This window comes from Pseudomonas ulcerans, assembly GCF_036324125.1.
In the GTDB taxonomy this organism is placed as follows: domain Bacteria; phylum Pseudomonadota; class Gammaproteobacteria; order Pseudomonadales; family Pseudomonadaceae; genus Aquipseudomonas; species Aquipseudomonas ulcerans.
This window is the reverse complement of sequence record NZ_JAZDQN010000026.1, coordinates 1-18,152: the sequence shown is the minus strand read 5'-3', so window position 1 is coordinate 18,152 and position 18,152 is coordinate 1. Positions and strand designations below refer to the sequence as shown.

Annotated in this window: 15 protein-coding genes; 9 read left to right on the top strand and 6 right to left on the bottom strand. The window is 53.8% G+C overall.

From position 1 onward, the window contains the following. Positions 1–481: 481 nt before the first annotated feature. The gene (gene pilM / locus V0R59_RS20885) at positions 482–922 is read right to left on the bottom strand and encodes a type IV pilus biogenesis protein PilM (protein WP_110968443.1); all 441 of its coding nucleotides are present in this window, start codon (positions 920–922) and stop codon (positions 482–484) included. A 152-nt stretch (positions 923–1,074) separates the two neighbouring features. Between pilM and V0R59_RS20880 the strand changes: the two genes are divergently transcribed. Genes V0R59_RS20880 through V0R59_RS20870 form a run of 3 tightly spaced genes read left to right on the top strand, consistent with a single transcriptional unit; the run spans position 1,075 to position 3,375 of the window. Further along, positions 1,075–1,233, top strand: a complete 159-nt coding sequence (locus V0R59_RS20880; protein ID WP_330076412.1) for a helix-turn-helix domain-containing protein — start codon at positions 1,075–1,077, stop codon at positions 1,231–1,233. A gap of 46 nt (positions 1,234–1,279) precedes the next feature. Then, positions 1,280–2,425 (top strand): site-specific integrase, encoded by a 1,146-nt coding sequence (locus V0R59_RS20875; protein WP_330076348.1) that lies wholly within the window; start codon positions 1,280–1,282, stop codon positions 2,423–2,425. Beyond that, positions 2,422–3,375: an FAD-dependent monooxygenase gene (locus V0R59_RS20870; protein WP_330076347.1), complete on the top strand. Its 954-nt coding sequence runs from the start codon at positions 2,422–2,424 to the stop codon at positions 3,373–3,375. Before V0R59_RS20875 ends, V0R59_RS20870 begins: the two co-directional genes overlap by 4 nt. Before the next feature lie 478 nt (positions 3,376–3,853). Here the strand turns inward: V0R59_RS20870 and V0R59_RS20865 are convergent, their stop codons facing one another. Together V0R59_RS20865 and V0R59_RS20860 are read right to left on the bottom strand one after the other, a co-directional pair. Then, positions 3,854–4,852, bottom strand: coding sequence for an isopenicillin N synthase family dioxygenase (locus V0R59_RS20865; protein ID WP_330076346.1), 999 nt, complete (start codon positions 4,850–4,852; stop codon positions 3,854–3,856). A 95-nt stretch (positions 4,853–4,947) separates the two neighbouring features. Then, the gene (locus V0R59_RS20860) at positions 4,948–5,895 is read right to left on the bottom strand and encodes a LysR family transcriptional regulator (RefSeq protein ID WP_054890492.1); all 948 of its coding nucleotides are present in this window, start codon (positions 5,893–5,895) and stop codon (positions 4,948–4,950) included. A gap of 306 nt (positions 5,896–6,201) precedes the next feature. Between V0R59_RS20860 and V0R59_RS20855 the strand changes: the two genes are divergently transcribed. The 5 genes from V0R59_RS20855 (at position 6,202) to V0R59_RS20835 (ending at position 11,797) form a co-directional block, all read left to right on the top strand. Further along, positions 6,202–7,350 (top strand): sugar phosphate isomerase/epimerase, encoded by a 1,149-nt coding sequence (locus V0R59_RS20855; protein WP_232107112.1) that lies wholly within the window; start codon positions 6,202–6,204, stop codon positions 7,348–7,350. A 52-nt stretch (positions 7,351–7,402) separates the two neighbouring features. Beyond that, the gene (locus V0R59_RS20850) at positions 7,403–8,251 is read left to right on the top strand and encodes an aromatic ring-hydroxylating oxygenase subunit alpha (protein ID WP_009682459.1); all 849 of its coding nucleotides are present in this window, start codon (positions 7,403–7,405) and stop codon (positions 8,249–8,251) included. 23 nt (positions 8,252–8,274) lie between these two features. Next, positions 8,275–10,032, top strand: coding sequence for a Rieske 2Fe-2S domain-containing protein (locus V0R59_RS20845; RefSeq protein ID WP_232894437.1), 1,758 nt, complete (start codon positions 8,275–8,277; stop codon positions 10,030–10,032). A gap of 10 nt (positions 10,033–10,042) precedes the next feature. Continuing rightward, the gene (locus tag V0R59_RS20840) at positions 10,043–10,687 is read left to right on the top strand and encodes a glutathione S-transferase family protein (protein WP_232894438.1); all 645 of its coding nucleotides are present in this window, start codon (positions 10,043–10,045) and stop codon (positions 10,685–10,687) included. A gap of 120 nt (positions 10,688–10,807) precedes the next feature. Then, on the top strand, positions 10,808–11,797 hold the full coding sequence (locus V0R59_RS20835) for an isopenicillin N synthase family dioxygenase (protein WP_009682462.1): 990 nt from the start codon (positions 10,808–10,810) through the stop codon (positions 11,795–11,797). A 94-nt stretch (positions 11,798–11,891) separates the two neighbouring features. Here V0R59_RS20835 and V0R59_RS20830 read toward each other — a convergent pair whose 3' ends face one another. After that, positions 11,892–12,692 (bottom strand): outer membrane protein OmpK, encoded by an 801-nt coding sequence (locus V0R59_RS20830; RefSeq protein WP_330076345.1) that lies wholly within the window; start codon positions 12,690–12,692, stop codon positions 11,892–11,894. 346 nt (positions 12,693–13,038) lie between these two features. Next, the gene (locus V0R59_RS20825; protein WP_330076344.1) at positions 13,039–14,382 is read right to left on the bottom strand and encodes a nucleobase:cation symporter-2 family protein; all 1,344 of its coding nucleotides are present in this window, start codon (positions 14,380–14,382) and stop codon (positions 13,039–13,041) included. Positions 14,383–14,697: 315 nt separating this feature from the next. Here V0R59_RS20825 and V0R59_RS20820 point away from each other — a divergent pair, with 315 nt between their 5' ends. Then, a complete protein-coding gene (locus tag V0R59_RS20820; protein ID WP_054890485.1) occupies positions 14,698–15,360 on the top strand; it encodes a GntR family transcriptional regulator in 663 nt (220 codons plus the stop codon). Between the two features lie 1,558 nt (positions 15,361–16,918). Here V0R59_RS20820 and V0R59_RS20815 read toward each other — a convergent pair. Beyond that, positions 16,919–17,899 (bottom strand): IS5 family transposase, encoded by a 981-nt coding sequence (locus V0R59_RS20815; protein WP_064314787.1) that lies wholly within the window; start codon positions 17,897–17,899, stop codon positions 16,919–16,921. Between the last annotated feature and the right edge of the window lie 253 nt (positions 17,900–18,152).

Sequence of the window (18,152 nt, the reverse complement as noted above, 5' to 3'; positions counted from 1 at the left end):
CTCGTGGCTTTGGCCAGCAAACATGAGGCACGCATCCGCGCACAAAAGGAGCCCGGCTTATCGCCGGCGGGCCACCGGCAAAGGAGAGAGTACCCATTGGGTAGCCTCATGAACCTTTCACAAGTCCATCAGGCTACCCAAGGGGAGGAAAAGAGGAGGGGCCACATTACCAATGTGGCCCTTGGATCAAAGAAGCACCGAACCTCTTGAAACTCTATGTGCCTTTGAACCCGATCATCACGAGTTAGACGGCTGCGCGACTAGAGAGAGCAGGGAGACACAGGGAGAGCTTTCAACCAGATCCGCACGCCCTTCCCGGAGCTATAGCGTGCTTACGGTTTGGTGTTGAGGCGAACCACGACACCTGGGCGCTACTGATGACCGACAGTAGCCAGCGGGGTTAAACCAGAACTGATGTCATTATGGGTTGTACAACGGCCGGGACGCAAGGCTCGTAGGCATTTTCGCACGGCGTCAACGGTCAATAGACCGCAACGACTGCCCCTTCCGGGACTGGCGCTGGAACAGCGATGGCCATGCTCCCCCCCTTCGGCGAGAACAACTGGCCCGACCGCTTAATACCTACCGTCATGGACTCAGTGCGCTCGCTCAGTGCGGAAGGCAGGCCGGCAGGAACCATTCCGCTGACGTAGGTGTATGAGACCCCTCCGACGATGTATGTGGCGATCCCGTTTTGCTTGATGTACCAGCTCGGAAGGTTCAGCGATGCGTCCGCCGGCGCTCCAGTGAATCCAGGATTGGTCTGGGCATACTCTGCTGCGGCAGAGCGGTAGATCAGCATGCTCCGGCTGAGAGCATCGATCGTTGCCTGCTCAGAAACGACCTCATCTGTGTGCTGCACCTGGGTGAAGATGCCTCCTGCCACGATTAGCAGGGTCATAGCGATCCAGTAGATGTACATGAAGAAATCCTGAGGATTAAGCGTTGTGGACTATAGTCCGCTGACGATTATAGTCAACAACCCGAAAATTCTGACCTTTGATCTCGTGATCTCGGGTTGGACTTTTGGAATTACAACCAGACTCTTCGAAAAAGCACAATCATGCTTTCGGCATGGTGTTGGCCGAGTTGCGCATTGCTCGGGGCATCTCGCAAGAAAAGCTGAGCTTCGAAGCTGGTGTAGATAGGTCGTACATCAGTCTGCTTGAGCGTGGCCACAAATCTCCAACCCTGGATACCGTTTTCAACCTTTGCCGCGCATTGGAAATCTGATTCGACCAGTTGGCCAGGCTGCTGCAGGCCAAATTGGAAGATTTGAATGACCCAGGACATGACGCTTGCTGAGGGATTGACCCTTTATCGACAGAAAGTCTCCGTACTGAAGAAAGGCTTTGTACAAGAAAGTTACCGTATCTCTAGTCTGCTCAAGTCCAAGTACGCCGACAAGAGCATGCGTGAGTTTCGAAGTCCAGATATCGCTAGTCTCCGCGACGAACGTCTGTCGCAGACCAACCCAAAAACGGGTTCACCGATTTCACCATCGACGGTGCGCCTGGAGATGTCGTTGCTGTCGAACGTGTTCGACATCGGCCGGATCGAGTGGGGGGTATGCGAGTCGAACCCAGTCTCGAACGTGCGTAAGCCGAAAGCAGCACCTGGCCGTGATCGACGCTTAACCGCCCGTGAGGAGCGCCAGATCATGCGTTATTGTCACACGCATCCCACGCCAGACCTCTATGTCCTTGTCGTCCTGGCAATCGAGACGGCTATGCGCCAGGGGGAACTGTTGAAGCTTGAGTGGGAGCACATCAGCCTACAACGGCGAATTGCGCACCTCCCGGATACCAAAAACGGATCGAAGCGGGACGTGCCCCTGAGCCTCAAGGCTCGTGATGCGTTAATCCAGCTCGGTGCACGATCGAAGGGCAAGGTGTTCGGCTATACCGCCAATGGGTTGAAGTCGGCCTGGCGCATCATGCTCCAGCGCCTGGATATCAAGGATCTTCATTTCCACGACCTCAGACATGAGGCCTGCTCGCGCCTGTTTGAGCTTGGCACGCTCGACATCATGGAAATTGCTGCCATCAGCGGGCACAAGAGCCTCGCAATGTTGAAGAGGTACACCCACTTAAAAGCCTCTAGGTTGGTCAAGAAGCTTGAGGGGAATAAGCATCGTGGTCAGCAGGTGATCATCAATCATCTAGTTCCGTATCCTGCTGTAGTTTCGGAAACCCCTAACGGTGTCATCGTGCGAGTGCTCGACTTTGATGGTGTACAAGGGGCAGGGCGGACTGCGGAGCTGGCAAAGCGCGTGGCGCAAGATGCGCTGCTACGACATCTGATGGTGTCGTTGCGAGACAAGGAGCCTATTCCAGCGCCTGACCAGTATTTAGAGCCGGTCAACGAGGGCGACATAATCATGTTGGACCCGTTGAGTCAGAATTGTCCCTTAGGGACACCATGAGTTACAGCACGCACAAAGGTGCCCTGCTAACCCGCTTCAGCCTCGAACCGCTATATAAGTCCGTCGAGCAGCGCGCTTGCCCCATCGCCCGTACAGCCTTGCAGAAAGTCCTGCTGAATGCCTGTGGCGCTGAGAACGTCACTCTGAGTGTGAGCTGCGACAGTGTCGAGGTTCAGGAGGGCGGTGTGCTCGTGAAGCTCTCCGATGGCCAGCGCATCCAGGCCGATCTTGTGGTGGCCGCTGACGGTACCCACTCGCGGCTGCGCAACTACGTGGCTGGCTGCGAAGTAGCGCGTGACTACTGCGGCTATGTCAACTGGAACGGGCGCGTGGACGCTAGCGACGATCTTGCTTCTGCTGACGAGTGGACCCAGTTTGTCGGTGACCAAAAACGCGTTTCGCTCATGCCTATCGGCAACGGCCAGTTCTACTTCTTTTTCGATGCACCACTTCCCGCTGGAACTCTCAATGTGCGGGATCGCTACCGTGAAGAGCTGTACAGCCACTTCGAAGGCTGGGCTCCTCCAGTGCAAGCCCTAATAGAGCGTATGGATACCTCCATCGTCAGCCGCGTCGAAATCCACGACATAGCGCCAATCACCAGCTTCGTCAAAGGCAGGGTAGTTCTGCTGGGCGATGCGGCGCACCCCATGGCGCCTGACCTGGGCCAAGGAGGCTGTCAGGCTATGGAGGATGCCTGGGTACTTGCCAAATGCCTGGAGCTAAGAGCCGCTGATGTCGTAGCCCCGCTTGACCTCTACAACAGCGCTCGTGTCGATCGCACCGCGCAGATCATGCTGCGTGCCCGTAGCCGGTCAGAACTGACCCACGGGAGAAGCCCGACGCATACGCAAGCTTGGTATCAGGAGCTCGCGCAGGAGACAGGGCAACGTGTAATTGCGGGGATCGTCAAAACTACCCTAGGAGGCGGGGAAATGGTACTCGGCTGATCCGGAAGTGGCCAACCCTGTCTGCGCAATCTGAGACAGTAATGATCTCCCTTGAAAGTCTCTTCAGACGCATAGGCGCCTGGTCGATCAGGTCATTGGTGGCATCTGCGTCATTACCGATCGAACCATGCGTTCAACCAGATAACCTTCACCTGCGACCTGGATTGTACCTGTGCAAGGGCGGACACCATCGCCCTTAATGCTGGAGTTTGGAGGTGGGTTCGCCGAACGCATACGTTCGAGTAGTGATCTCGACTGCTCATACTGATAGGTCCAACCGTGATCGCTCCAGGGGCCGCTCTACACGAGGCCCACTTTCAGTTGGTGCCCGGCATACCTCGCAAAAGCTGCCGTCAAACCCAGCCGGTGACCATTCCCATTCAGGCGCAAGTGTTTCATCGTCCCAAAGCTTCGTGCGGGGCATTGTCAGAATGGCTGGATAAAGGCCAGTGCGATCGCGCTGGCCGTGCAGACCGCATTACATGGCGTAGGTTTTGCGGAACATGTTTTTGTAGTGGTCCTCGACAGTGATCACCGGGTACTTAGGCGACTCTCCTGGAATCAGACATTGCTGAATACACTCGATCTTGTGATCAACATTCCCAGAATAGAAATATGGCACTGAGTAACGCTCGTTCCCTGACAGATTGACTACCCGATGCAAGGTCGAGCGATACAGATCGTTGGTCCAACGCGAAATCAGGTCGCCTATGTTCACCACGTAGGAACCAGGCACAGGCATAGCCCAGATCCAGCCGTTACTTTCCTGATCCCAAACCTGCAAGCCCGAATTATCGTCCTGCAGTAGTAGCGTCAGGCCGCCCCAATCGGTGTGTGCTCCGCAACCTTTTTCACCTGGTGCTGCCGAAGGTGACTGGGGCGGATAATGGAGCAACCGCAAGGTCGTCATCGCGTCGTGGCAGAAGCCAGTAAAGTGCTGCTCAGGAAGACCAAGGGACAACGCGACGCCTTGCATCAACAGTTGCGCTACACCCTCCAGCTCCCATTGGTACTGCTCCATCGTTGCACGAAACTCAGGCAAGGTTTCTGGCCAGAGGTTTGGACCTTGGTTGAACTTACCATTCAAAACATCAGGGTGGTCGAGTGGCTTATCCTGCCCGATATAAAATCCCTCTTTAACATCGGCAGGCGCCCCGGCCTCAAGCACCTGATTGCGTAGCGGCTCGTAGCCTCGATTTGCTTGAGAGAGCGACTTATCAACCTTGGCTTTTTCTTCGGGGGCCAGTGCAAACAGCTTCGCTGCCTGGTCGATGACTCGCTGCTGGAGCTCCGAAGATATCTCGTGACCGGTCACATAAAAGAACCCTTTATCGCGGCAAGCCTCACCGATTTTCCGGCCTACCTTGGCGCGTACAGCGAGGTTCGATGAGCGCAGTCCGGACATATCGATGATCGGCAGCGATGCAGCCGTATCGGAGATTTCAATGGTTGTTGGTACGAGTTGAGCGTTTGTCATGGGAGCAACTCCTGCTTGAAGACTTTTAGTGTCATCGGTTGAGCCGCATACGAAAAGCATCGAATATCGCTCTCGCTGATGCCTTTTTGGCAGCGCTAGCCAGGAGCCCCGTAATCAGCGGCCTCTTGGCGCTCGCGGAGCAAAATCTCGTCTGCGAGAATTCTGGCAAAGGCATCAACGGCAGTCGGGATATAACGACCCGCCCGCTTATACAACCCAAGATCGCAAAAAACCCCGCCGCCATCCGTTAACGGCAGCATTTTTAGCAGCTTCGCCTCCATTTGCGCCTCAATACCAAATCTGGTCTGGAAAGCGATGCCACGGCCCCGGAGCACCATCTGCTTAGCAAGTTCGAGTGAGCCAGACTCAATTCGGGCTTTGCCTGGAATATTCGCTGCCTTTAGCAAGGCCGCCAATCGGTGGCGAGTCGATAACTCAGGTTTGCCGAGAATGAGATCGTAATCTGCGCAAGCACCGAAACTAACTTGAACCCTTGCACCTAATGGATGCCCCGGGGGCACTATTGCTCCAAGTCGAAAATGCCCGAGGGCTAGCTGCTGAAGCTCTTCGTGTCTGGGCAGCGCAAACGCCAAACCAAGGTCAGCGTCTCCTGTAACGATCGCGTCAGGAATGCCATCGGCACCGCAGAGAGAAACCCCAATAGTCACCCTTGGATAACGCTGATGCATTATCTCCATCACCGTTGGTAAGAGGTCGACCGCCAGCGTCTCAACCGTTACCACTTCTACATGCCCAGCACGCAGCCCCTCCATCGCGTCAAACTCTGCGCGCAGCCTTTCAACGTCATGCAAAACCACACCGATGTGACGTGCAAATAGCTCGCCAGCGGGCGTCAATCGGAGGCCGGAATTGAGCCGATCGAACAGGGGTGCACCAATGTCATCTTCGAGCTTAAGTATCTGACGGTTTACCGCTGATGAGGCGACATTCAAACGCCGCGCGGCTTCGCGGATGGACTCGCAACGGCGGACCATGTCGAAGTAGGTGACCGCAATTGAGTGAAACTTTAAACGGCGAGCCATTGTTAATCCCTCAAATCACTATGCGGGCTTAAGAGGTCTTCAGCCCAAGCGATGCTAGGGCAAAGACTGGAGTTAGCACGCGTGCACAAGCAGACATACGCCTCACCAGTGCACCAATCTGAACCACAAAAGAAGATTGGCGCACCTCTTTGGCGCTAAAAGCCTCGCCAAGAATCTTTGGACGCTTTCACCAAAAGCTGTCCGACCAGTCAAATAGAGGGCTAGCCCCATCAATCAAGTGAATTGGCACAGGAAGTGCTTTGACATCGGCATAACTGGTATACCAGATTGTGCGTCTGGAAAGCCATGAAATTTGATGATGACAGCAAATGGCCTTTGACTCTGGCTCACGCGATAGGGGATCAACACATGAAAAAGATGTTCAAGCTGGGATGTGCCGGTCTCGGCATTCAAGCGTCGTCCATGCAGCGGCCAGTTTCCCTAGTCGAACTGCCTATACTCGAGCAGTTCAAGCTGGTAAAGGAAGCCCAAGTCTGGGACTTCATTGACCGTATTCCGAACAATCGTCAGGAGCTGGACGAGTACATCAAGGGCAGCCAACTCTACGATCTGCCGGTACTGTCGGGCAGTGGCTGCTACACCTTGGGGCTCGATGAGGCAGTCATCAGGGAAAACCTGGATCTCACCGTAGAAGTAGGCGGCAAGTACCACAACTTCATGGTTTGGGCCAAACACAAGGACGGCCACTACGTCACCAATGAGGAAGTGGCTGCCTGCTACCTCGACGCTTATGAATACGCTGCCAAATCTGGGGTCATCATCACCTTCGAAAACCACGTTGACATGTGGTCAGAAGACTACCGGCGAGTGCTGGAAGTAGCCGATCTGGTTGAGGCTCGCGGTGTGCCATTCAACATGGCGATGGATTACAGCCACTGCATCTTCAAGATTGAAAATGAGGTCGAGCACGCGGTTTCACAGATGCGCGGAGATAACGAGGCCATTGCGATGCTTGACCCGTTCAATTCCGATAGCTACGCAGATCAATGGCTTAGCCGCAACCTAGTGCACTGGGCGCAGATGCGGCCAGCAGCACCGAACGGCCCATTGAACTGGTGGGGCTTTGAGACTGGCCCTTGGGACGCGAAAGGTATTGACCGCCCAGGTCGATCTATTCAGTACCCATTCGAGCGTCCAGCCAAGGGGGAATGGCACACCGATATGTGGCATGCGCACAAGTTGGCTTGCACCAAAGAAGTGACCCGCAAAGTCATCGATGCGTATCTGCAAAGTGACGACACCTCGCTGTCGCTGATGACCATCGACAACATCAATCTGAACGCCTACGGCCTAGGCTGGAAATACAACATGTTCGCTGACAGCTGCGCCTACGCGAACTTCGTTCGTGAGCTGTATGCCGAGCGTGCGGCTGTCCATCAAGCCCGCAGTGCTGTTTCACCTACCGAATTCGTTGCCCAGTACCGGGCCCAATAACCGTGACTGCCCCGGTCACTCCACGGTGCGCCGGGCTTCAGAAGGCATTTTCATGCACGCAGAAAACAGCTTTGTAATCGACGACTGGTATCCCGTCGGGGCGCTGGCCGAGACAGTCAGCGGCCGGAAATACCACACTCGAATTTTAGGGACGGAGATCTGGTACCAACTTGCAGATGGCACTGTATCCGCCGGGCTGGCAGATAACACGGCGGAGCTAGCGTCCAAGAGCATTTATGGTCTGCTTTGGGTGTCACTAAGCGATAACCCTAGGGACGTCATTGCGATACCGGAGTTCGCGGAAGCGGACCGCAGAGTGGTCAGCGCAGGCTCGATCCGAGTAGCTACGTCAGGACTGAGGGTTATCGAGAACTTTCTCGACATGGCGCATTTTCCGTTTGTTCATACCGACATTCTTGGCGCGGAGCCCCTGACCGAGGTTGCCGCTTACGATGTCGAAATAGATGAAGCGGCTGATGAAATTCGGGCAGTCAATTGTCGTTTCCCGCAGCCCAAGGGGTCAGCAGCTGCGAGCGAGCCGGTGGAGATGCAATACGTCTACCGGATAGCTCGCCCTTTCATTGCCATCCTCTACAAAACATGTGTGATCGATGCCAACCGCTTGGATGTGCTTGGACTTTTCGTGCAGCCGGTGGATCAGGAGAGCAGCATCGCTCACACGATCATGTGCTACCTGGACGACATCAATACCGACAAACAACTGCGCGACTTTCAGCAGCGCATTTTCGGGCAGGACATCATGATCCTGATAAACCAAGTCCCCAAGGCCTTGCCCCTTAATCCAAGACATGAAACCCCCGTGCGAGCGGATGCACTCTCCAGTGCCTATCGACGCTGGCTTAATGACAGAAACGTGACGTTCGGCACCACCCGTGGGTGAGCTGTATTAGCAGGTGATGAGATATGGTTTCGTTGAATCAACAATGGCACGTGATTGCCAGCTCTGAAGACTTGCCGTTCAGGCATGTGTACCAGACACGTCTGCTTGGCCAGGAGCTTGCCGTCTGGCGTGACGACGCAGGTGAAGTAAACGTATGGGAGAATCGTTGCCCACACCGTGGTGTGCGGTTAAGCCTAGGCGTGAATGTCGGCGACCAGCTCAAATGCCAATACCACGGCTGGAAATACGAGAGCGGCTCGGGGCAGTGCTCCTTTGTACCGGCACATCCCGGCGCAAAACCTAGCACTGCATGCGTTCGCACGTTCCAGTGTACGGAGGTGGACGGTGTAGTTTTTGCTCGGCTTGAGGCCGCTGGATCTGAACACAAACCGAACAACTCTGCACCGATCGATGCAGCCGTAGCGAGCAACCTACGCAGTCATACTGTTCCCATGAGCGCCACTGCAGCCGCAGGCTTGCTCAAAGAAGCAGCAACGTTATTCGCTCCTGTTTTGGGCAGTTCTACCGATGGGGTTCAGGTGCTGGCCACCGGCCTTATTATAGACCTGAAGTGCGCAGGCCTTTTGGACACCCTACGGCTGTTCGTGCAGCCGGAGTCGGATGGACGAGCAGTAATTCATGCTCGCCTTTTCTCTAACCAACCCGTGTCCTTAGAGCGTAAGTCGACTTTCATTGATATTCTGGGAAATTTGTTCTTGCCCGCGCGGGAGAGCACTAGCAACGTCGCGGCTCCCCCTGTCCGACTGATTGCATCTGATGCCGTACCAGTGGCGGCAACACGCAAGGCTACAGCGAACCACCAGTTCTGGTGCACCGTGACGTCACGTCGTAGTGAAACTCCGGACATTGACTCTTATTGGCTCACGCCTGACGAGCCACAACAATTCGATCTCGAACCGGGAATGCATGTCAGCGTGCTCACGCCCTCCCGACACCTACGCCAGTATTCTTTAGTGAACACCCCGGAGGAACGGGACGTCCTGGTGATCGGAGTCAAGCATGAAGTGAACTCACGAGGCGGCTCGCGCAGCATGCACGCTGATGTGCACGTCGGCACCAAAATCCTGGTCTCACTACCACGAAACCAGTTCATCCTACAGCCGCCTGGCCGCACACCATTGCTGATCGCGGGTGGCATTGGGGTCACACCGATCTTGGCGATGGCTTTGCATCTGCAGTACGTAGGGCGCCCCTATGGTTTTCATTACCTGGCGCGAGGTGAGCAACATATCGCCTTCCCGGATCGAATCGCTACCTTGGCCAGTGATCATCCACCTTATCTAGGATTGGATGTCCTTGGGACCCAACGAACGATCACTGAACTGTTGCAGTCGGTGGATAGCGACAAGCACGATGTGTACGTTTGTGGTCCACAACAGATGATCGAGTTGGTGGCTACAGTTGCTCAGCAAGCGGGGTTTACCCGAGAGCAGATTCACTTCGAGTACTTTGGTCTGACGCCTTCCACAGGCTCAGTCCCCGCCACCACAACGACCGGGTACCAAGTCGCAATAAATTCTACAGGCCAAGAGTTCACCGTCGAACCAGGGCAAACACTTCTAAAGGCGTGTCTGGATCACGGCATAACAATAGATTACTCCTGCGAGCAAGGCGTCTGCGGGGCTTGCGTTACCCCTGTTATCAGTGGCGATATAAATCATGAAGACGTCTACCTTTCCGCCAAAGAGAAGGAAAGTGGGAAATTAATCATGCCATGTGTGTCGGGCTGTAATTCCAAGAAGCTGGTGTTGAATATTTAATCGGTGCCCCATGTTAAAACTTTACGATTTCGAGTTGTCTGGCAATTGCTTCAAAGTCCGATTAATGATGTCGATTCTAGGTCTAAAATACAAGACCGAGGTTGTGGAGTTTTACCCAAGGCGGGAACATAAAACCCCAGCATTTCTGAGAATTAATCCGATGGGGCAATTGCCAGTTTTGCAGGATGGTGAAAAAACCATTCGAGACTCCCAGGCGATATTGGTTCATCTCGCTGCGATGTATGACTCGACGCGTCAATGGTATCCGGTCAATCGCCCCGACGTGCTTGGAGATATCCAGATCTGGCTAGCATTCGCGGACAGTTTGACTGGGTCCATCTCAGCTGCTCGGTTGCACGAGCTTTTCATGTACGACTTCGATGCTGAGAGTTGCCGCTCTCGCGCTTACGATCTGCTGAATGTAATGGATAAGCATCTTTGGATGCAGCGTCAACAGGGCTTCAATTATTTATGCCCGTTGGCACATGCGACTGTGGCTGACATTGCCTGTTTTCCGTATGTAGCGATGGCCGACGAAGCAGGACTATGCCTGCAAGATTATCCCTCCGTACGTTTGTGGCTGGATGCAGTCAAGCGAGTTCCTGGATTTACAGTAATGTCGGGGATTTTCCCAGCAGGAGACGCACCGCACTAATCAGGATTGGCACTGGGCGAAGCGCCGAGCCGAGCATCGGCGCCCGAAAATTCGTGCCAAACCGATTCAATTTGAAACGCTGCCTTGCTACTAAAACATTTAGCTGAATGAGGCTTGGAAATGGTCATTTACACCCCGCCATCAGTGGCAAAGAACATTCCTGTTATCGATTTGCTCGACAGCTTTTCTCACGATATTGAAAAACGCAAGGCAGTAGCCTGGGAAATTCATAAAGCTGCTCGACAGACTGGTTTTTTTTACATTAAAAACCACGGCGTTCCGTTAGAGCTGCAACAGGCGCAATTCGCGGTGGCCAAAGATTATTTCCGAACTCCGCTTGAAGATAAGATGCGAATTAACTCTAAGAAATCGAGTTGTCTGCGTGGCTATGAGCCTATCGCGGCACAAACCTTGGACGAGGGTTCGCCACCCGATTTGAAGGAAGGGTTCCTTTTGGGGCGAGAGCTAACCGAGGCGCATCCCCATGTTCAGCGCAAGACTCCTTACCATGGCCCCAATCAATGGCCAGAAGGGAATCCACGTTTTCGTCAGCATACCGAAGATTACATGCAGTACATGGATCTACTCGGCCGTAGGCTGGTTCGCTTACTCGCGCTATCACTGCAACTGCCTGAAGACTTTTTCGACGAAGGTCTCAAGGAACCAATGATCATCACTCGGATGCTTCACTATCCAAGTCAGCCGGCCGATGCTCGTGAAAATCAGCTGGGTGCCGGCGCACACACCGACTGGGGTCTAATCACTCTCCTGCTGCAGGATGAAGTGGGTGGTCTGGAGGTACGTAATGCCGACGGGGAATGGCTGAAAGCCCCCTACATTGATGGTACTTTCGTTGTGAATCTGGGCGACATGGTTCCGTTGCTAACGGATGGCCTGTATCACTCCACCATGCATCGGGTCTTCAACGCGAGACAAGACGCCGCGCGTTACTCGATTCCTACCTTCTTTGACCTGGATTACTACTACGAGGTCGAAGTAGTACCGTCACTTCGCAAGCCTGACACTACCTACCCGGCACCTATCACGGTTGGGGGGCACATTGCTGCGATGTTCGACAAGACGTTCGGCGTCACCAAAGCCACGGTATAATCACTCGCCGGAATGCAAAGGCCACCCTCGGGTGGCCTTTTTAATTTCTGGCTCTGCTAACTATAAATGGCGAACTACCAGCCCGCCACTATAGTTAAAAATAGTATTTCACAATCAGGCTTGTCACATTCTGATTGGTATTGAACTCCTTGGTACTCTTAATGGCGTACTTGTTAGACCAATTATTATACTCGATACCTGCATAGAAGTGCTTCGCTTTATAGCCTAGATACTTGCCAATGTCATATTTTACCTGGGGATTGAAGAGCAAATTGCGATGGTAGCTCCCCTTGTTATTGACTACCCAGTCCAAATAACCATCGATAACAAGATCGGAGCGTCCCATCGGAATCGTATAAGCCCAGCTTGGAGTAATCTGCCATTGACCAGAGGGCGCGGCGCCGCCATCTGGCTTGCGGTAATAGAAATTTATCTGGAAATAATCGAATCCTGGAAGAGCGAGATCAAATCCCGGGCCTAGTAGATAATTGACCTGATCGTGTGAACCGTTCCGGTCGTTCTTATCCCATTCAATGCTTGTTGCGATTAGCACATCCTTGATCGGACCAAAGGCAAGGTTGCTGTTGAACATTTTGCCAAGTGAAATACGCGGCGCCGCCTCACTGTAGATAGAATGATGCCCGTCATTGTAGGTCCCACCTCCTGGATACCAGTTGTTATCAATGAAAAAATACACGTCGCCCCACGACCAATCGCTAAAATGTTCATAGGTGATGGTCTGAACAGTCTTGGCATCGACTTTGAACTCTTTACCATATTGGTATGTAAGGCTGTCGCTATGCCAATTCATGTCTGCAAATGCAGATAGTGGGAGACAAGTGATACCCAGCAGCCCAGCAGAGCCTACCGCAGCGACCAACTTATTAACTTCCATCTTACCTCCAATATATAAAACTGACCGAGCGATCAGCTATTTATACATAGCAAGTATGGGGCCAGCTAAACACTCTATTGCGCAGATTTTACCGACGAAATCAACACATAAAAAAATCTTTTGCGCTGTGTGAGAGCATATAAATAAATGGCGGCGTATTACGGTGCGGGATAATCTCTCTCTCTTGCAACGTGATGGTGCGGCCGCGCCCCATAATAATCGGGAGTTTGAGAGGCAAAAAAAAGCGACCGATAACGGTCGCTAAGCGCAATCCTGACCTGGGAGCATTAAGGCAGGTACCACTTCATATTTTCTAAAACATTTATCAACATTACTGAGTTCTACTTTATAGAGTTTGCGATTGAGCAGGAGTTGATTCGGATCCTTGACGCATTGGTTTCGCAGCTACTCCATTGAAGAACAAATTAAGGGGAGTGGCGACGATCGCGGTTAGTAGAATAGGACTTTCAAGAATAGGCCCTAACGCAGACGGTAACTTATTGAAGAATTGCGGAGACACTACCGGCAGCAGGCCTACCGCAAGGCTGATCGCCACTATATAAAGGTTGCCCACTTTCTTGAAGTCTACCCGAGCCAAGACCTTCATCCCGCTAGCAGTCACCATGCCGAACATTACAATGCCCGCACCACCCAACACAAAAGGAGGTATGGAGGCGACGAAATACGCGACCTTCGGAAATAACCCAAGCACAATCAGTATCATTCCGGCAAAAGCGCAAACCCAACGGCTCCGTACCCCGGTGATACTCACCAGGCCTATGTTCTGCGCATAGGAGGTGTAAGGGAACGTGTTGAATATGCCGCCAATCATAGTGCCTGCAGCATCAGCACGAAAACCCCGAACCAGCGTTCGCTCGTCCATTGGTTTCTCTACTATCTCGCCTAGGGCGATGAACATTCCGGTGGACTCGATGAAGGTGACCAGCATCACGATGCACATGGCTGCGATTGGCCAGATATGGAAGGTCGGTATGCCGAAATGAAAGGGCTTGATAAGCCCGAACACTGGTGCTTCCTGAATCCCCTCCAGGCTTACTAAACCCGCCACCGCCGCCACTGCGAACCCAAATACTAGCCCTAGAAGTACAGATATGTTATTCAGAAAACCCTTGGCATACCGCACAATTAGCAGAATACAGACCAACACTGCGGCAGCGATTCCAAGGTAGAGAGGTCGACCAAAGTCCGGATTCCCAAAGCCGCCGCCAGACCAAGCGGCAGCTACGGACATTAGCGAAAGTCCTACTGCGACGATCTCTGTTCCCGTCACCACGGGCGGGAAAAAACGCAGAAGTTTCCCCACCAATGGCGCGACAGCCAAGCCGAACAAACCAGCAGCGATGGTAGCCCCAAAGATTCCCGACAAGCCCACTGTAGCGTCGGAACCGATTGCAATCATGGGGCCAATAGCTGTGAACGTTACCCCCATCATTACAGGCATGCGAATACCTATTGGCCCCACACCTAACGCTTGAATGATCGTGACGATCCCGCACGCGAATAGGTCGGCGTTGATTAGAAAAGCGATGTCGGCCTTAGACAATCCAAGCGCCGCACCCAGCACCAATGGAATCGCCACGGCACCGGCGTACATCACCATTACGTGCTGGCATGCCATTAAGAGCATTGAAATGAAGCGCGCATTATTTCTAGGTGGAGAGTTCTTCATACAGACCTGCGCTGTGGGGCTCCTTGCTTATGGCAACTGGCTGGAGCTAGTAGTCGAAGTGGACACTGAAATGCCAGATTGGATATCTGGTATACCAGTAGCCATCTGACGCAAGCATCCTTCATGCCAGATCCACAAGCTGTCTCGGTGATCAGGTTTCTGAGGGCTGCGCCGGGAGTTTATGTTGGGCTTTTCGACCAAAACGCCCCTTTTCGGACCATTTTCTGCGGAGGCTCCCCAAGACAGTGCCAATCCCGCCGGAGAAGGCGGTGTGATAGGCTACCCGGCTGCTAACTTCCATTGATAGCTGGTGCCATGCTCACTCAAAAAATTGTTTCCGCTATTTCAGACGCCATCTATCATCGCCGACTACCGCCAGGGACCAAGCTGAACGAGCGGGACATCGCTGAGCTGTTCGAAGTAAGCCGCACCGTTGTAAGGCAAGCGTTGATACGCTTGTCACAGGATCGGCTGGTAGTGGTCTCGCCTAAACGCTCCTCAACAGTTGCCTGCCCCACCTTCGATGACGCCTACCAGCTGTATCAAATGCTGCTGGTCATGGAAAGTGGGGTCATTGACCAGTTGACCCGCAGCATCAGTGAAAAAGATCTAGAAACTTTACGGGCTCATACCCTGAAGGAGCGAGTTGCCTTCGAAAACCACGACCACGATCTTGGCGACCAGCTTGGCCGGCAGTTTCACTCGCTACTCATTTCGTTTCTGAAGAACGACATCCTGAATCAAATCCATACCCAGCTTCGACGCCAAGAAGCGCTTATCAATGCCTTGTACCGTTCAGGATTCGACTACTGTCAGCTACGAAATGAGCATTCCCGTCTGGTCGACTGCCTCGAACTTAAAGATGGCGAATCGGCTAAGGCCCTGCTGGCCTCGCACTACAACCTGGTCATTAAGGGCTACAAGTTCGACACCGCAGTGCCCCCCGAAATCGATCTGAAAGCGGTACTTGGTTTGTAGCGACGGAGGGTGTTGACGCCGCATCCACCCCACAAGTTTTTCACTAGGCAGGGGTGTTTAGCTCCTGCTCAGCGAAAAGACTCCCCCAATCCTTCGCTTTATCAGGGATCTAGTTGGCGAGAGAAGACGGCTGACGGCGCCGTGAGCACCGTGGCTACTCGACAACGTCGTCGCTTCAACCATGCTCGCAGTGGTCGTCGATTCGAGTGTTTCCCGAATCGCCGCATACAACCGAGCAAGGAAAAAATGCCCCTGAATGCCGATAAACTTTCTGTCTTCAGCCAAAATTCCGCATCCGTAGCTACGGCCGTCGCTGTACCCATCAGATAGCCGACGACCAGAAGCTTACGAGGTTCAACGTGATCGGACAGCAGCCCCACAGGTTATGACGCCAATAACCTAGCTACTATGCAACGCCCCTCCATAAGCGCCGGTTCAGATGGCTCATCAACGGTAGCGTGAGGATCGGCCACAGGTTAGATTACGGAGAGAGCTCGAGCCTGACCTTGTTTACCTGGGAGACGGCGCAAATGGCCCAGCCAGTAAAAATCACTGTTGAGCGTGAATCTACGTCCACAGGCACACACACCGTTGTCATCACGAGCCGTGACCGCTTTCATGAGGTAAAGGTAATCTCAGTCAGCGGACTGTCTAGGCAGCAAGCTGACGCTTACCTTGAGTGCGTTGAATACGTAGCATTAGCGTTCACAGCTCAGATGAAAGCTAGGCCGGAGGACAAGATCACTGACATAGCCTCCATGCTCTTGCCGGCTAAACCAATCCCCCCCTCCATCCTGCGTGAAGCGAAGATGCTGGCCAGGGCCAAAAGTCGAACATTAAATAGCGGAGACTGGCTGACAGCTCGAGACATCGCCGAGCTCGCACAATTCAGCAGCGTTACGCCAGCTCGCAGCCAAACAAGTGGAAGCACGCCGGAAAAATCTTCGCTATACGGCACTCCGGCAAGGACTACTTTCCGGCCTATGGACTGGACCCACAGAAAAGCCATCGTCCTCAGGTTAATTTGGCACCCGTCATTTCCGTACTTGCGCAGATCACCGATGGCTGGGGCATGGCGTTCTGGTTTGGCTCTTCAAACTCTTACCTGAGGGGCCGAAAGCCGAAGGAGGTTTTGATGGCGAACCCTGAAGAGGTGCTCAAAGCCGCACAGAACGAGATTTATGGGGCTCTGCATGGCTGAGTAGGCAAGGCGAGCGTGATAGCTATGGACCAAGTATTATGAATGTTGCAGGCAGTACTGGAGCGAGCCAGAAATGAGCGTCGGTACCTCCGAGTTTGTCTCGCCCTTTACTTGTGCTTTACCTGGCTTGCCGCAACCAACCAAAGCTTTGCTCTGAGCTTTCAAGTAACCGATTGTTGGGGGTATCGCTTTGTGGCATCGCTTAACTGAGGGATGGTCTGAAGTAGACATGTATTTCCGGCCGACTTCAGCGCTCGTCGATTTTTAAAACAGCAGCCCGAGCAAAAACGATCAAGTCTCCCGCTCATTTCGATGTTTTTGGCCGCCACGAGCACCTCGCAGCAGCCTTTTCCCACATTACAGGCGCACCTCTCCCGCAGTCGCCAGTAAATGTCTGCGCACCATCCACAGGTTTGACAGGGCGAACAGCGTCACCAGTTGCGCGGTGTTCTTGGCCAGCCCCCGAAAGCGCGTCTTCACATAACCGAACTGGCGCTTGATCACCCGGAACGGGTGCTCGACCTTGGCCCGCACCTGCGCCTTGGCCTTTTCAATCTTGCGCTTGGCTTTGTAGAGCGGGCTGTTCTTGCCGAGTTTTCTGTAAGTGCTGCGACGCGCCGCGACCTGCCAGATCACTTCGCGGCCCGCATGTTCTGAGCGCTTTTCGACCCCGGTGTAACCGGCATCGGCGCAGACGACGTTCTCCACGCCATGCAGCAGTTTGTCGACCTGAGTAACGTCTGCAACATTGGCTGCTGTGCCTACCACGCTATGTACTAAACCCGACTCGTCATCGACGCCGATGTGCGCCTTCATGCCGAAGTAATACTGGTTTCCCTTCTTGGTCTGGTGCATTTCCGGGTCGCGCTTGCCCTCCTTGTTCTTGGTCGAACTCGGCGCATTAATCAGCGTCGCATCAACGATAGTGCCTTGCCGCAAGGACAGACCGCGGTCGCCCAGATAGCCATTGATGACAGCCAGAATGCCGATAGCCAGTTCGTGTTTCTCCAGCAGCCGACGGAAGTTGAGGATGGTGGTTTCGTCAGGAATGCGCTCCAGGCTCAACCCGGCAAACTGGCGCAGGATGGTCGTTTCGTACAGCGCTTCTTCCATCGCCGGGTCGCTGTACCCGAACCAGTTCTGCATCAGATGAACCCGCAGCATGGCCATCAGCGGGTAGGCCGGTCGACCACCTTCACCCTTGGGGTAATGCGGATCGATCAGGGCAATCAAACCCTTCCACGGCACCACCCGATCCATTTCGACCAGGAACAGTTCTTTGCGGGTCTGCTTGCGCTTGCCGGCGTACTCGGCGTCGGCGAAGGTCATCTGTTTCATCGGAAAACTCGGCGGGTGGGGTCCGGGTATTTTGTCAAAATCAGGAAGTCTTTTTCAGACCATCCTGAGCTTGGGGAAAAGCTCGCTTCAGCCCATACGTTGCACTATCCCACCAATATTTAGGGCGGGCGTATGCTTCACTCCGCCAGCCCAAGGCTGACAAACCATGCTACCGGTCTAGGGATGCTCTGAATTAGCCGGATATTTTCCGGCTATTGGGAGGTCAGTCCCTCTGAATGCCAGCAGCCCACCG

Bases quoted from the DNA above. Each gene is read 5' to 3' on its own strand.
- V0R59_RS20840 (WP_232894438.1), top strand. From the start codon at position 10,043: ATGTTAAAACTTTACGATTTCGAGTTGTCTGGCAATTGCTTCAAAGTC.
- V0R59_RS20835 (WP_009682462.1), top strand. From the start codon at position 10,808: ATGGTCATTTACACCCCGCCATCAGTGGCAAAGAACATTCCTGTTATC.
- V0R59_RS20855 (WP_232107112.1), top strand. From the start codon at position 6,202: ATGAAATTTGATGATGACAGCAAATGGCCTTTGACTCTGGCTCACGCG.
- V0R59_RS20830 (WP_330076345.1), bottom strand. From the start codon at position 12,692: ATGGAAGTTAATAAGTTGGTCGCTGCGGTAGGCTCTGCTGGGCTGCTG.
- pilM (WP_110968443.1), bottom strand. From the start codon at position 922: ATGTACATCTACTGGATCGCTATGACCCTGCTAATCGTGGCAGGAGGC.
- V0R59_RS20820 (WP_054890485.1), top strand. From the start codon at position 14,698: ATGCTCACTCAAAAAATTGTTTCCGCTATTTCAGACGCCATCTATCAT.
- V0R59_RS20825 (WP_330076344.1), bottom strand. From the start codon at position 14,382: ATGAAGAACTCTCCACCTAGAAATAATGCGCGCTTCATTTCAATGCTC.
- V0R59_RS20870 (WP_330076347.1), top strand. From the start codon at position 2,422: ATGAGTTACAGCACGCACAAAGGTGCCCTGCTAACCCGCTTCAGCCTC.
- V0R59_RS20860 (WP_054890492.1), bottom strand. From the start codon at position 5,895: ATGGCTCGCCGTTTAAAGTTTCACTCAATTGCGGTCACCTACTTCGAC.
- V0R59_RS20865 (WP_330076346.1), bottom strand. From the start codon at position 4,852: ATGACAAACGCTCAACTCGTACCAACAACCATTGAAATCTCCGATACG.
- V0R59_RS20880 (WP_330076412.1), top strand. From the start codon at position 1,075: ATGGTGTTGGCCGAGTTGCGCATTGCTCGGGGCATCTCGCAAGAAAAG.
- V0R59_RS20850 (WP_009682459.1), top strand. From the start codon at position 7,403: ATGCACGCAGAAAACAGCTTTGTAATCGACGACTGGTATCCCGTCGGG.
- V0R59_RS20875 (WP_330076348.1), top strand. From the start codon at position 1,280: ATGACCCAGGACATGACGCTTGCTGAGGGATTGACCCTTTATCGACAG.
- V0R59_RS20845 (WP_232894437.1), top strand. From the start codon at position 8,275: ATGGTTTCGTTGAATCAACAATGGCACGTGATTGCCAGCTCTGAAGAC.
- V0R59_RS20815 (WP_064314787.1), bottom strand. From the start codon at position 17,899: ATGAAACAGATGACCTTCGCCGACGCCGAGTACGCCGGCAAGCGCAAG.